At 61.0% G+C, this 13,104-nt stretch carries 9 protein-coding genes; 5 read left to right on the forward strand and 4 right to left on the reverse strand.

Annotated features, from left to right (window positions below; translation table 11 throughout):
* Positions 1–21: 21 nt before the first annotated feature.
* Positions 22–3,075 (reverse strand): aminotransferase class III-fold pyridoxal phosphate-dependent enzyme, encoded by a 3,054-nt coding sequence (locus DPM35_RS28895; RefSeq protein ID WP_112130769.1) that lies wholly within the window; start codon positions 3,073–3,075, stop codon positions 22–24.
* Positions 3,076–3,215: 140 nt separating this feature from the next.
* Between DPM35_RS28895 and DPM35_RS28900 the strand changes: the two genes are divergently transcribed.
* Both DPM35_RS28900 and DPM35_RS28910 read left to right on the forward strand, forming a co-directional pair.
* Complete coding sequence (locus tag DPM35_RS28900) at positions 3,216–3,665, forward strand: Lrp/AsnC family transcriptional regulator (RefSeq protein WP_425373425.1); 450 nt, start codon at positions 3,216–3,218, stop codon at positions 3,663–3,665.
* Positions 3,666–4,097: 432 nt separating this feature from the next.
* Positions 4,098–5,174 carry a medium chain dehydrogenase/reductase family protein gene (locus tag DPM35_RS28910; RefSeq protein ID WP_112130773.1) on the forward strand — a complete coding sequence of 359 codons (1,077 nt, stop codon included), beginning with the start codon at positions 4,098–4,100 and terminating at the stop codon, positions 5,172–5,174.
* Between the two features lie 176 nt (positions 5,175–5,350).
* Here DPM35_RS28910 and DPM35_RS28915 read toward each other — a convergent pair whose 3' ends face one another.
* The 3 genes from DPM35_RS28915 to DPM35_RS28925 all read right to left on the reverse strand — a co-directional run bounded on the left by DPM35_RS28915 (position 5,351) and on the right by DPM35_RS28925 (position 11,286).
* Complete coding sequence (locus tag DPM35_RS28915) at positions 5,351–7,357, reverse strand: BTAD domain-containing putative transcriptional regulator (protein WP_112130776.1); 2,007 nt, start codon at positions 7,355–7,357, stop codon at positions 5,351–5,353.
* Positions 7,358–8,662: 1,305 nt separating this feature from the next.
* Entirely contained in the window at positions 8,663–9,016 is a 354-nt protein-coding gene (locus DPM35_RS28920) for a response regulator (protein WP_112130778.1), read from the reverse strand.
* Positions 9,013–11,286, reverse strand: a complete 2,274-nt coding sequence (locus DPM35_RS28925) for a PAS domain S-box protein (RefSeq protein WP_112130780.1) — start codon at positions 11,284–11,286, stop codon at positions 9,013–9,015. The genes DPM35_RS28920 and DPM35_RS28925 overlap by 4 nt, the downstream gene beginning before the upstream one ends.
* 274 nt (positions 11,287–11,560) lie before the next feature.
* On the opposite strand from DPM35_RS28925, the gene DPM35_RS32270 reads away from it, so the two are divergent.
* The 3 genes from DPM35_RS32270 to DPM35_RS28935 all read left to right on the forward strand — a co-directional run bounded on the left by DPM35_RS32270 (position 11,561) and on the right by DPM35_RS28935 (position 13,099).
* Positions 11,561–11,989: a hypothetical protein gene (locus tag DPM35_RS32270; protein ID WP_146768009.1), complete on the forward strand. Its 429-nt coding sequence runs from the start codon at positions 11,561–11,563 to the stop codon at positions 11,987–11,989.
* 485 nt (positions 11,990–12,474) lie between these two features.
* Positions 12,475–12,612 carry a hypothetical protein gene (locus tag DPM35_RS32630; protein ID WP_181592202.1) on the forward strand — a complete coding sequence of 46 codons (138 nt, stop codon included), beginning with the start codon at positions 12,475–12,477 and terminating at the stop codon, positions 12,610–12,612.
* A 199-nt stretch (positions 12,613–12,811) separates the two neighbouring features.
* Positions 12,812–13,099, forward strand: a complete 288-nt coding sequence (locus DPM35_RS28935) for a DUF2147 domain-containing protein (RefSeq protein WP_245431689.1) — start codon at positions 12,812–12,814, stop codon at positions 13,097–13,099.
* Positions 13,100–13,104 lie beyond the last annotated feature (5 nt).

Here is a 13,104-nt window from a genome sequence, read left to right on the forward strand (position 1 = left end):
GCGATTTGCGGTGGCCGGTGCTTATCGCGCGCCGGACAACTCGGCTTGGAAGGCATCTTCCAGGACAGACAGGAGGTGGTCGGCGTTGGCTCGGGTGAAGATCATCGGCGGCCGCATCTTCAGCACGTTGTCGAACGGCCCTTCCGTGCCCATCAGCACGCCTCGCGCCCGGACGCCGTCGCATATCTTCTTGGCCAATGCGGTTGCCGGTTCCTTGCTGCGGCGGTCGGTGACCAGCTCGATGCCGAGGAACAGCCCCATGCCACGCACGTCGCCGATCGCCTCGTGGCGGGCCTGCATGTCCCGGAAACGCTGGATCAGGTAGTTGCCGATTTCGAGCGCGTTGCGGCGAAGGTCGCCTTGTTCGATCACGTCGAGCACCGCCAGCCCGGCGGCGCAGGACACCGGATTGCCGCCGAACGTGTTGAAATACTCCATGCCGTTGTTGAAGGACGCCGCGACCTCACGCGTCGTCACCAGCGCCGCCATCGGATGGGCGTTGCCGATCGGCTTGCCCATGGTGACTATGTCGGGCACGACGCCTTGCGTCTCGAACGCCCACCAATGGCTGCCGACGCGGCCGAAGCCGACCTGAACCTCATCGGCCACGCACAGCCCGCCGGCTTCGCGCACCATGGCGTAGACTTCCTCGAGATAGCCTTCCGGCAGGAAGACCTGGCCGGCGACGCTGGGGATGGATTCCGCCATGAACAGTGCCGGGGCGCGACCCTGGCTGCGCATGGCGTCGATCTGTTCGGCGACGCTGGCGGCAAAGCGGCTGGCATGTTCTTCCACCGGCCAATCCCGAGGCGCGCGATAGCTGTCGGGGATGACCGCCTCGAAGACGTGCGGCTTGCGCCCCTTGCCGCCCTTGCGCTTGTATTTGTAGGGGCTGAGATCGATCAGTTCCTGGGTCGTGCCGTGATAGGCCCAGTCGAGCACGATGGCTTCCTCGCGGCCGGTGTGAGTGCGCGCCATGCGCAGCATCAGGCTGTTGGCCTCGCTGCCCGAGCAGGCGAAGGACGCCACGCAGAGCTCCGGCGGTAGGGTCGCCGTCAGGCGCTCGGCATAGGCGACGATGTTGTCGTGCAGGTAGCGCGTGTTGGTGTTGAGCTTGGCGGCCTGCCGGGCAATGGCCTCCACGACATGCGGATGCGCGTGGCCGAGATGGCAGACATTGTTGAAACAGTCGAGATAGGCGCGGCCGCGGTCGTCGATCAGCCAGACGCCCTCGCCGCGCACGAACTTGATCGGCTCCGAATAGGAGATCGACAGGTTGGGGAGCATCGTGGCCTTGCGCGCCGCCACGATTTCGGCCCGGCTGCGGCCGGTCTGGGAGAAAGTCTCGGGCGGGATGCCGGCCAGCGCCGCCGCGTCGGGGAACAGTTCGCGCCATATTTCGAGGTAGCGCGCCTCGCCGACACCCAGTATCGCGCGTGCCGACAAGCCGGTATCGGCCGAAATCTGCAGATGCAGATGCGGCGCCCAGCCGCCGTTTTCCCGATGCCCGCCCATCTCGCCGACGAGCGCGCCTGCGGCAAGTTGCTGGCCGGGTTTCAGCCGCGCCACCACCTCATGGGCGAGGTGCCCCCACAGAGTGACGAACGGTGGGCAGCCCTCGGGCTCGTGCAGCAGCGCCACGAGGCCGCCATAGCCGAGCGGGTCCTCCTCGACCTCGACGCTGTGAACCGTTGCGGCGAGTGGCGTATGGACGCTGGTGCCCGCCGGCATGAAGAGGTCGAGGCCGAGATGGCGGTCGCGCCGTCCGCCTTCGATGAAGCGCGACTTGAACATGTCACCGGAGTAGACGGTGCGCGCCTCGCCCCATGGTCCGATGCCGAGCGCGACGCCGGTTTCCTCTGCATGGGCGTCCCACCAGGCGGACGCCTTTTCGGGGTCGGCCGCGGCCGAGGCCACCGTCATCGGATTGGCAGCATCGCCATAGGGCACCAGCGCCTTGGCCAGAGTGGCCGGGTGCGGGTTGACGACCGGTGCCATGGTCTTGGCATTACGATCGATCCAGGCCGCGATGGCGGTTGCGCCGGGCATCGCATCGAAACCGCAGGAATGGCGCAGGATCGCCGTGGCAAAACGCGGATTCATCGCACTCAGGCGCCGCAGCATGCGCCAGGCGGGCGCCTCGCTGATGGCCAGGTAGGGGTTGTCGCCGATGCGGCTGCTGCGCACGGCCGAAAGCGTCACGCTGATGACCAGCCGCGCCATAATGAGGTCGAACAACAGGTCGAGTTCATCCTCGCGCAACGGATAGCGGGCATGGAAACCGGCGGTCAGTTCGGCCGCAGCGCCGATCGGATCCGCCTGATCGAGAATCGCATAGGCGCAGGCCACCGCCACCTCGGCGATCAGGACAGTATGCAAGGCGTCGCCGAAATCGATCATGCCGGCGACGTTTCCAGGCTGATCCGGGTCAACCAGAACGTTCCAGTCATTGGCATCGTTGTGGATCACCTGGGCGCGCAGCGTGGGCAATCGGGGAGCCACCTCGGCGTCGAAACGGTCGAGGAAGCGCTTGAGCAGGTCTCGGTCGCCGGCATCGGCGACGTGGGCGAGGCGCGCGCGGGCCTCCCCGGTCCGACGGATGTCCCAGTCCAGCTCCCGCAGCGCGCCCGGGTGGATGAAGCCCTGCAGGGTGCGATCCATGCGGCCCAGCATCTGGCCGAGCGAATTGAGAAGCGCGGGGCTGCGTTCACTTTCGGCCAGGGGCCTGCCTGGAAGCCACGATACCATGCGCAGAGAATGGCGCTCCCCTGTGGGTGCCAGAGCGGACGCCAGCGCCGTGCCCGACGCTGCCTTGCGCAACCGCGGTAGCGAAAGCTCCGGCGCGACAGTCGCCAGATGGTCGAGCAGGGCGACCTGGAAAGCGCTCTCCAGACCGGGTTCGCTGGCGTTGATGATCTTGAATGTCCAGGTTCCGGTGCCCGAAGCCAGCCTGAAATTCTGGTCGCGCTCGCTGTCGAGAGGACTGAACTCGCCCTCCAGGCCGAAATGCTCCCTGGCCAGCAGAGCGGCCTGGTCGAGCGGGAAAGCGGGTGCGGGGTGGTGAAGATCGGTCATCGGGTCCGCCGGTTGTCGGAAAATTGGCTGGTCGAGAAAATCGGTGGATAGTTTTGCATGCGCGTGCAAATCAGACATCCGGCAAAGCGCCGGCCTGGCCGTCAGTCTGACGCGATCGGCCGGCATATTGCCGGCGCGCCATGGAGCCAGCGGTGAAGCAGCCGGATGCAAAAGACCAGGAAATCCTCGCCATCCTGTCGAAGGAGGCGCGAATCCCGCTGAAAGCGCTGGCGGCGCGGGTCGGCCTTTCGCGCAGCGCCGCCAGCGAGCGGGTGGCGCAACTCGAGCGTGCCGGCGTGATCCGCGGCTACCGGGCCGATATTGGCCAGATGGACCGGGATGTTATCCGGGCCTTCCTGCTGGTGACGCTGGCACGCACGCCGTCGATGAGCATCCTCGACAAGCTCGCCGGTTACGCCGAAGTCCGACGCGTCTCCTCGATCAGCGGCCAGCTCGACCTCGTCGTCGAGGTCGAGGTGCCGTCGATCGACCGGCTGAATAATCTGCGAGACAATATCGCCAACGGCCCAGCGGTGCAGGACCTGACGACGCTGATTGTGCTGCGCCGGGATATCGACAGGGAGCAATGAGTGGGCGCTCGGTTCTGCTTTCGGATCAGTCCTCCGGAAGAACTGCAAGCCGCGCCATCACACTCATGGAGTACTACCAGCCGTCGGAGGTGGCAAAGCTGACCGACATATGGTGCGTTGCTGACCGGCAGCTTGGGGCCGGAAGCGGACTCACGGCTTTCCGGCTCACAACGAAGAAATCAGACGTTCAAACCTGCCAGGTTGGGGTCGTGAGCCAGAACGGTCATTTGTTTCCACATACGCCCAATGGCAGCTGATCCAGCCACGGTTGAGGCTGCGTCCCAATGTCATTCCGCGCAAATAAGCCGCGATTCGTGGGTGGCGACCGATTCTGGAGGGTTTGATCTGGAGCAAGTCGTTTCACACACGCGCGCGCTATCCTTTCGCCTGAGTTTGCCTCAGCGGAGGAGTCCAATCCGGACCGAGCTTGCTATGAAGTCTCTGCGCGTCGTTGTTCGCCACCATGGCGGACCTGAAGTTCTGGAGCTCGTGGAAGAAGACGCGCCCCATCCGGCATCGGGTGAGTTGCGGGTGCAAATAATCGCCGCTGGCGTCTCCTTCGCAGAGCTATTGATGCGGGAGGGGATCCATCCAGAAAAAACGACCCTGCCATTCACGCCAGGATGGGACATCGTGGGCATCGTAGACGAAGCCGGAGAGGGTGCGTCCCATGCAATGCTCGGTAAACTGGTTGCGGCACTGCCCATTCACGGTGGCTACGCCCAGTTCATCTGCCTCCCTCAAGATGAGCTCACTTCGGTTCCGACTGGCGTTGATCCGGTCGAGGCAGTTAGCCTCGTGCTGAACTACGTCACGGCCTATCAGATGATGCATCGCCTTGGGCATCCGTCACCGGGTCAACGGGTTCTCATCCATGGCGCGGCCGGCGGAGTGGGCACGGCTCTGCTGCAACTCGGCGGGCTGGCAGGTTTAGAGATGTATGGGACTGCCTCTCTTTCAGATCATCAGATCGTGTCTGATCTCGGGGCCAGGCCGATCGACTACGAACGGGCCGACTTCGTCAAAGAGGTCCATCGCCTGACAAACGGTGGCGCGGATGTCGTCTTCGACGGGGTCGGGGAAGCCAATGTCTGGCGGTCGTTTCGGGCTCTGAGGCCCGGTGGCCGCGTCATAGCCTACGGCTTCACTTCATTTCTGCAGAAGGGCCGATTGGCAGGAGGCTTACGCTATCGCCTACGCGGGATATTGCGACCTCTGTGGTACGCGGTCCGCGCTTTCGTCTCACCAGGCCGACGACGCATACTCCCCTACAGCATACAATATTTGAAGCGGTGGAGGCCCGCCTGGTTCCGCGAAGATCTCAGCGCCCTGCTGAAGCTGCTTCGCGACGGCAAAATCAAGCCGATGGTGGCCATGCGGATGCCATTGACCGAGGCTCGTCGCGCCCAGGAACTGCTCGGTCAGGGAGGCGTCAAGGGCAAGCTCGTGCTGATCTGCAATTCGCTGGCATCCCGACAAGGCATTGCTGAGCAAGAGCAGAGCCTTTGAACCATGAAGAGCCGCCGCCAGCGTCGGCCTTGGCCGTTTCAACGACCGCTTCAAGGCGCAAAGCTCCTATTCGACTTGGGGGAAGTGCGCCGGCTTCAATTCGCAACGCCGTTCAGCGGAGGAGGTTGGTTTCGGAAGCAATATCGAGCGACACTCTGGGTTTGGGCCATCGTCGGTCATGCCTTCAGACCGGCAAGCGCTAGGCAGTCCATTAGTTTGTGGGCGTCCTTGGGTTCACAAAGCGCGAGCGTGTAGTCGGGCATCACATTGTTCAGATTCAGATCGGGTGCGACCACAGCTAAATGTTGAACAGCCTGCTTGGCTTCCTTCGCATTTCGGGAAGCTGCTGCGGATGCAGCCCAGACGATGCCCGCACGCACGTGAGCTGGCTTCTTCAATGCTACAGTTTTGGCAAGGCTTAGTGCTTCCGCATGCTCGCCTCTGAGGAATCGGGCGCTCGCGATGCTGTTCTCCCACCAGTAGTTGACCGGGTAGCGCGGGTCGAGCTGAAGGGCGAGACCGCATGTCTCAATAGCCTCCTTCGTTCGCCCGAGCGCACCGAGATAGTCTCCCTTGTCGGCCAAGAGCAGTGAATTGTTGGGGTTAAGCGACATTCCAGCATCGCACGCGTACAGGGCCTCCTCCAGCCGACCGGCCTCCGCCAACGCAAACGCCAATGTCCAGTGAGCGCACTCGTCATATGGCGCAAGCTCAATTGCGTATCGGCAAAGATTCAGCGCCTTTTCGACCGAGATCGCGTCATGGGGAATTTCGTTTGCGGCGAGACGCGAAACAAAGACAGTGCCGCGAACCCTGTGAGCCATGGCGCAGTCAGGATCTTCGAACAGGGCGCGCTCGACGAGTTTCTCCGCGTCCGCATTTCCTTGTGAAGTCATATCGTACAAACGTCCAACTGCTCGCCTAGCGAGTTCGGTCGGCTCGATATGCTCTTGCTTGTCCGATCTTTTACCGCGCCAAGCCGCCAGTTTGATCTGCGTATCGACGCACGTCGTGATGCTTCGGACGGTCTCGTTATATGGCGCAATTGTTCCGGCTTGATAGCAAGAAAACTTTTCTGACCAGATGCACGTCCGCGAGACCGTGTCGACTAATTGCGCAATTATCAGGAAAGTGTGAGCATTCGCGTGGACGCTGCCGGTCAGGAGGTAGCGCACGCCCAGCTCACGAGCGATCGTATCATTTCGTGTGGAGCCGCCAATATATGCAGCGCTCAGAACGCGGGCGACGACATACAGTTCCCGGCAGCGTGACAGCGCGGAAATCAGCTGATCAGCGAGGACGTTCGCAAAGATCGCAGTCGCGTCCTCTTTAGCAAAACTTTCGAACGGCATCACCGCGATGGCTGTGTCTGGATTGATATTCCATTCCGTCGCTGGGAAGTTCGCTGACATCTCAAGCAAAGATCGACCGACGAGCCAGCACGCTGGCAAGTTTCCATTGTCACCAATGGAATCTATCAGCCGATTGAGATCTTCCGAGGGTTCAACGTCCAATTCAGACTTCAACAAATCGCGACACAGCTGGTATTGGCGGAGGGCGGCTTCCCGCTCACCGTGCGCAGCGAGAGCCTGGATAAGGGCCGCGTGGGAGTTTTCGCGCAGGCGGTCCAGATCGAGAAGCTGCCGTGCCCTTCGGATGCGGGCCTCTCCTGTTTCTAGACGTAGGAGACGGTTATGGAGATCGATTGCGGCGCCAAGAAAGTGCTCCCGCGTTTCCCTAACCCAGTCATCGAACCCGCTGCTATCCGTAATCAGACCATCAAGAAACGGCCCTCGATAGCGGGAAAGCGATTGGTCCCAGTCGGCGGGGTTGTGGCCTTCCTGCCCCCGGCGAATGGCGACGACATCGACACTTATTCTGGTTGCATCCAGGCTCAGTTCGTTCCGATCGGCGTGCAAAATGTCGGCGAAATCGCCAAGGTTTCGGCGCAAGCCATGCAAACACAGTCGAAGATTGCCGCGGGCATGTGCGTCGTCCATGTCACCCCAAAGAAGGGCGGCAATGCGTTCGCGTGGTAGGCGTTGACCATTATGGAGTGCAAGAAAAGTCAGAAGGGCCTGGGCCTTTCGACCGACGACCGTGACCTCATTGCCAGATGCCGCGTCTCGCAGTCGGAAACCACCAAGGGTTTCAAGATGCAAGGTGCGCGGTTCCCGGCCCATTTGCTCCACTAAGCCTGCAATGTCGTGGAGTCAGGAGTACACGATTGGCCCCCTTCATTCACTCGAAAACTTACGGGGGATAATCCCGGCGCTAGGCCAATGGAACCAACAAACGCTCGCCTAACGGTGGCTCCCGTAGGCTCTGGCGTAGTCCACATCTTGAGAGCAAACAATGCTGCCGTTACCACCATCCTCCCTTCGCTTGGCGATGAAAGTGTGGGCGGTTCATTTGAAGGAGCGCTATGCTGGCAAGGGCCTCGTTAACTGCTCGCGGGTTGATAGCAGACCGGCTTCGCTTCGACAAATGCGCAGCCGACTGCTGGGGGTCATGTTCTCAGCCATTCTAGTATGTCCCACTGCAGCCTCGGGGCACGACAGCTGGATATCCCGTCACAAGTTCCGTGATCCCTACTCGGGCGCGTGGTGTTGCAACGAACATGACTGCTCCCCACTCGACGAGACACGCGTTGTGGAAACTAAGGAAGGTTACGTCGTCGACCGCAAATTCTTCGTGCCAAGGGGTCGCGCCATGCCGAGTTACGATAGTCAGTACTGGGCCTGCTTCAACCCTGGCGGCTTGCATGGCCACGGTCCCAAACGGGATGTTCGATGCTTCTTCGTACCGATGAACATGTAACGGCAGCGGCTGCCAGCGGCTCGACACCAGCCAGCGCCGGTAGACCTGCCTCTGTCGCCAGCACCAAACAGTCTCTTGTCATGAGTGGACGACGCGGTCTCCTCCATGCGGATGTGATATGAACCGGGTCGGAGAACGTGATCCCGCCGAACGAAGCGGCAAAGCCGGACGCGTTGATCAGGTCGATGATCTCTTGGCCGCCTTGGTTAGGACGCTGCCGAGTCTGGGCCACGAGGCACAGGTGGTCCTTCTATGGCGCCCGACATCAAGTCCGGGTCGGCGGATGCAGCACTCTCCTCGTGCCGTTCGCCCTGTTCTCGATAGCAATCATTCCCGGCATCTGACCGGCCATAGGCGATACTCGGGAAACGTCATCGCAGCTACCTGGAATCGCCGGTACTCAATGACGACCGCACCGACAAAGGTGGCAACTGGCGGGGGCCCGGCGCGCTGATCACGAGGGGTCAGGAGTCAGAACGTAGTTTCATGCGTGACGCATCGCTTGAGTTCTTCCCCAAAGCTCGTGGCGACGCCATCGCCAAGCAGTTCGAGAACCTACTGCCGACCCGTTTGGCGAATATCCTACCGTGCTGACAAGGTGTCCAGGACGTAATGGGCATGTGAGCGGGAGGCAGAGCTTGGCACCAGGTCGCGGAAGTAGACATGCGTCATAGTGCACCCATAACCGCGACCAGCTCATCGGGAGTGTAGGGTTTCGTCAGAACCGGCCCCAAAAAGGTGAACGGCAACTTATTTCCGTAGCCGGTCGTCAATGCGACCGGAACTCCCTTCAACTGCAATGCGGCGACGACGGGGTCGCTAAGCTCACCGTTCAAGTTGACGTCCAGCAAGGCAAGATCGACCCGGTTCGATTCAACCAGCGTCATGGCCTCGTCAAGGCGGTATGCCGGCCCTATCACCGTAGCTCCGGAGGCTTCGAGTATTTCGCTGGCTTCGAGCGCAATGAGGAACTCGTCCTCGACGATGAGGATCGCTCGATCCTGGAGCGAAGTCGCGTTCATGAAATCACCCGCTGCTCTGGAATAGAGATCCTGCAAACAAGCCCCTCAGGCCGGAAGTCCCGTTCTACTTTCGCCTGCAGATCTGCCCTGGCCGCCTGCTCTATCAGCACGGAACCGAACCCCCGCTTGGTCGGGGCGAGGCAAGGTGGGCCGCCCTCCTCGGCCCAGGTGACGATCAGCTGATCGCTAGAGCTTTGCCAGCTCAGGTTAACGGCGCCGGTCATTTGCGACAGGGCGCCGTATTTGCAGGCGTTGGTGTTGAGCTCGTGTAGCACCATGGCCATAGTCAGAGCTTGTCGCGCGGTGAGCTGTACTTCCGGCCCTTCCATGTGAACGCGGAGTTGGTCCGCTCCCTGAAACGAGATGCAGCGTTCGGCGACCTCCGCTAGCGAAGCGCTCTCCCAACTCCGCTCGGCAAGCAGGTTATGCACCTGACCGAGCGCCTTCAAGCGTCCGTCAAGCGCAGTAAAGGCAGCGGGATCGCCTCCCTTGAAGGTCTGCTTGGCCAGAGATTGAACGACACTCAACGTGTTTTTCACTCGGTGGTTCAGCTCGTTGATCAGGAGCTGCTGATGTTCTTCGAGCTGCTTGCGCTCGGTGATGTCGGCGGCGACGCCGATTAATCTGACTGGCTGTCCCGATCCGTCAAATTCAAAGCGCCCGCTGACTTCCAGCCAGCGCAACTCACGGTCCGACTTGCGTAAAATTCGGGCCACCATTCGATATGACGGATCCTGATGGTCGACCTTGCGGAGCGCCTCCTCCAGAAGTGGGGCATCGTCCGGATGAAGGTAAAATTGAGCGAACTCGTCCTTGCCGGGGCTGGGTTCATCAGGCGCGACCCCGAAGATGTCATACATCCGCCGGTTCTCCCAGATCGTTCTATCGGTCCTGATATCCCACTCGAACACGCCAAGACCGGCGCCCTCGACCGCGATCAGCTGCCGTTGCAGGCTCTCCTTCAGCCTCTCCTCCGCCAGCCTGAGATCATCAATATCGGTTGCCGTTCCGAACCATCTTTGAACCTCCCCGCGATCGCTGATCGGCGTGGCGCGACTAAGATGCCAACGAGCACTTCCATCGCGCATTAGCAGGCGGTGGGCTATCTGATAGGGCTGCCCTGTCTCCAGTGCCTGTTCCCAAACCGCCTTGGTTGCTGCCAGATCGTCGGGGAAAATCAACGCGGTCCAATCAAAGTCGCCTTGCGGATTCGTCGACCCCTCGGCGTATTCGGAGATTCTGGTGTTCCAATAATCGAGGCGGCCCAGTCTGTCGGCCGTCCAGACCAACTGCGGCATCGCGTCCGCCATGGCCCGGAAACGAGCTTCGCTTTCACGCATAGCTCGTTCGGCGTCTTCCTTTTCGGTGATATCGAGGTTGACCCCGATCATGCCCATGAAAGTGCCATCTGGTGCATAGTTGGGGCGAGCTTCGGTCTGCAAGATACGATAACCACCCCCGGCCTTGCGGTATCGCGCCTTGAGCCCAACAGGCGATCTGCTCTCCAAGGCTTGCGCCATCGTCGCGGCTACATGCGGCGCGTCTTCGGGAAGTATCGTTTCATCCCAGCGGAAGGTGCTGATCTCCGACTCCGTGACGCCCCAGAACTCCCTCAACAGCCGGTTGAGATGTCTGCAATGTCCGTTGGCATCCGACGTCCAAATCATGACGGGCGCATCCTCGGACATCAGCCGAAAACGCTCTTCCGACAGCCGCAACTCACGTTCAACGACCACCCTGGCTTCTTCAGCACGCCACCGCTCCACCGCAAATCCGACCTGACGCGCTATGGTCACGGCAATTTCGTTCTCCCGCTCGTTCCAGGAATGCGGAGAGCCGAAATAACTCATGAATTTGCCAACGATCTGGCCGTGTGCCTCAATCGGCACGAAAGCCAGGCTCCGGATGCCTTCCTTCGTAATGACTTCTTTGAGCCAAGCAGGCTCTTCGGTTTGAAGGATGTCCGTGACGTAGATGGGCGAGGCCCCGCGCTGACCGGCTTTCCACGGACTATGCCCATCCACCGCGTTGCGATAGCCGCTGGACAAGCCACGCCACGCCACGAAGCGCATCACTTGCTCGCCGTCGAACTGGAGAATCGACGCGGACGTGCAACCCAGCGCCTCGCAGATCGCCTCGAGCGCCGCCTCGAAAACCTCGTCCTTCGACGTCGCGCGATACAGTCGATCGGTAAGCCGAAAGACAATTTCAGTGACGCTATCCGCCGGCCTCTGTGAGACCGCTGTTCGATCCGTCTCCGCTGCCTGCATCCCCACCGCCCATCAACAAAATAAGACGAAGCTTAAATAAGCTAAGCCGGCTCGTTGACTTGGCAAGATCGCCGCTCACGGAAAAGTCATGTGCTCGCCGCCGCCCTTGACCACCCCAGCACGCGTCGGCAACATTAACCATGGGTTGGCAGGCGGAGCTGCAACGCGAGGATGGCATGAAGCTCGATGAAGCGCTTCGGGATTTTGCCTTTGCGTATCTTCCGTGCGGCCGGATTTCCGTCAAACGGTCGCTCACCATAGGGCTGGTGGCTTTTTGCATTTCCTGGTTCGAGCGTGTCTGGCGCCGTGGGTAAGCGGGCTGGCATTCCTTACCTTCTACCGTGCAGTCTTAATCGCAGCCCTATTCGGCGGCTGGCGGGCCGGTGCCGTCACTCTTGTCTTAGGCGTGCTTGCCGGAAGTTTCCTGTGGCTCACGCCTGTTGCGTCGTCGCTCTGGGGTGTGGGCACCTGGGTGGCTGTCGTGGCTTCACTAGCATTCGGCTGCGTCATGATAGCAGCGATCGCCGTCGGCTTAGGTCGGCGGGTTTTTCTTCGGTTCGCCCGCCGCGTGGAACCTAAACGCGAAAAAAGCATTTGTCCGTCCATGTTTAGCGATAAAGAAACCCTGATCGTAGAAGCCTGCTTGTTCATCGCTGTGCCAGTGTCGGTCGGCCTGGCCGTGCTTTCGGCTTTGCTGTTGTAGGCGGGTGCTCACTTTCCCGATGGCAGTCGACGGCGCCTTGGTGATGCACTGACGCGTCGCTGGCCAAGGCGGGCTGTGGTGGCCACGGGCTTATTAGCGAAATCGAAAATGGACGGGAACATGTTGGGCGCGGCCGTATTTTAGTGGGGAGCGGTTGCCTCCCCCGTTACCGCTCAGTCCCCTCATTGCCCGTCGCTTTGTGTCATTGGCGACGGGCTTTTTCTTTGTCAGCCTAAGACATGTAATCGCAAGGCCTGGACTGCTCGCGCACGATTGGGGAAGCTTATTGTGCCCACACCAGGCGAGGCCCGTTGCCCGTCCGTTGGACGAAGGCAGACCACACAGACCGATATACCGCATTCAGCGGATCGAAGGCGACCAGGTCGCACCCCCGTTCGATCCCCGCGCCGTCGATCCGAGCACCGTCCCTAGACACGGGAGAAACGACACACGTCATCCTCGTCGAGCGCTATGGCGGACCGCATGTGCTGCAGCTGAAGGAAATCGCCTTGCCCCCGCCGGCGCCCGACGAGGTGCGGATCCGCCACACGGCGATCGGTGTCAACTTCATAGACGTCTATTGCCGCACCGGCTTCTTCGATCTCTTACGTATCAAGCGGTAACGTTCCATACTGACGCCACCTCCCTGTCTCGCCCGGCTTTGCGCCGCGATGATCCAGATCTTCCTCCGTGCCGTATAACCAACAGAGCTAGGAGAAAGCGGAAAACGGGACGATGCAAGGAACTGTCGCATTCCTATGTGCCATGTTAGTGGCATCGGCTGCTCGAGCCGATTCGTTTTCGGACAGCCGCGGCGTATGGATGCGCGACGACGGCAATGCCAAGGTCTCGATCGCGCCATGCGGACAACAATTGTGCGCAACCAATTTGTGGATCCGCGACACCAGCAAGGGCGAGCAGCCCGGCGACAAGCTCATCATGACGCTGAAACCGACGTCACAGGGCACGTTGGCAGGCAAAGCTTACGACCCTAAACGAAACAGCACCTATTCGATGACGTTGAAGGTGACGAATGGCGGCCTGATCACGCGGGGCTGCATAGGCGCCGGCCTGATTTGCAGAAACGTGCGCTGGACGCCGGCGAAATGACCGGC

Origin of the sequence: Mesorhizobium atlanticum (genome assembly GCF_003289965.1) — a bacterium.
Lineage (GTDB): Bacteria > Pseudomonadota > Alphaproteobacteria > Rhizobiales > Rhizobiaceae > Mesorhizobium > Mesorhizobium atlanticum.

Excerpts from the sequence above, each read along its gene's own strand:
- DPM35_RS28915 (WP_112130776.1), bottom strand. The coding sequence starts at position 7,357 with ATGGGCCGGGAACCGCGCACCTTGCATCTTGAAACCCTTGGTGGTTTC.
- DPM35_RS28920 (WP_112130778.1), bottom strand. The coding sequence starts at position 9,016 with ATGAACGCGACTTCGCTCCAGGATCGAGCGATCCTCATCGTCGAGGAC.
- DPM35_RS28935 (WP_245431689.1), top strand. The coding sequence starts at position 12,812 with ATGCGCGACGACGGCAATGCCAAGGTCTCGATCGCGCCATGCGGACAA.
- DPM35_RS28925 (WP_112130780.1), bottom strand. The coding sequence starts at position 11,286 with ATGCAGGCAGCGGAGACGGATCGAACAGCGGTCTCACAGAGGCCGGCG.
- DPM35_RS28910 (WP_112130773.1), top strand. The coding sequence starts at position 4,098 with ATGAAGTCTCTGCGCGTCGTTGTTCGCCACCATGGCGGACCTGAAGTT.
- DPM35_RS28900 (WP_425373425.1), top strand. The coding sequence starts at position 3,216 with ATGGAGCCAGCGGTGAAGCAGCCGGATGCAAAAGACCAGGAAATCCTC.
- DPM35_RS28895 (WP_112130769.1), bottom strand. The coding sequence starts at position 3,075 with ATGACCGATCTTCACCACCCCGCACCCGCTTTCCCGCTCGACCAGGCC.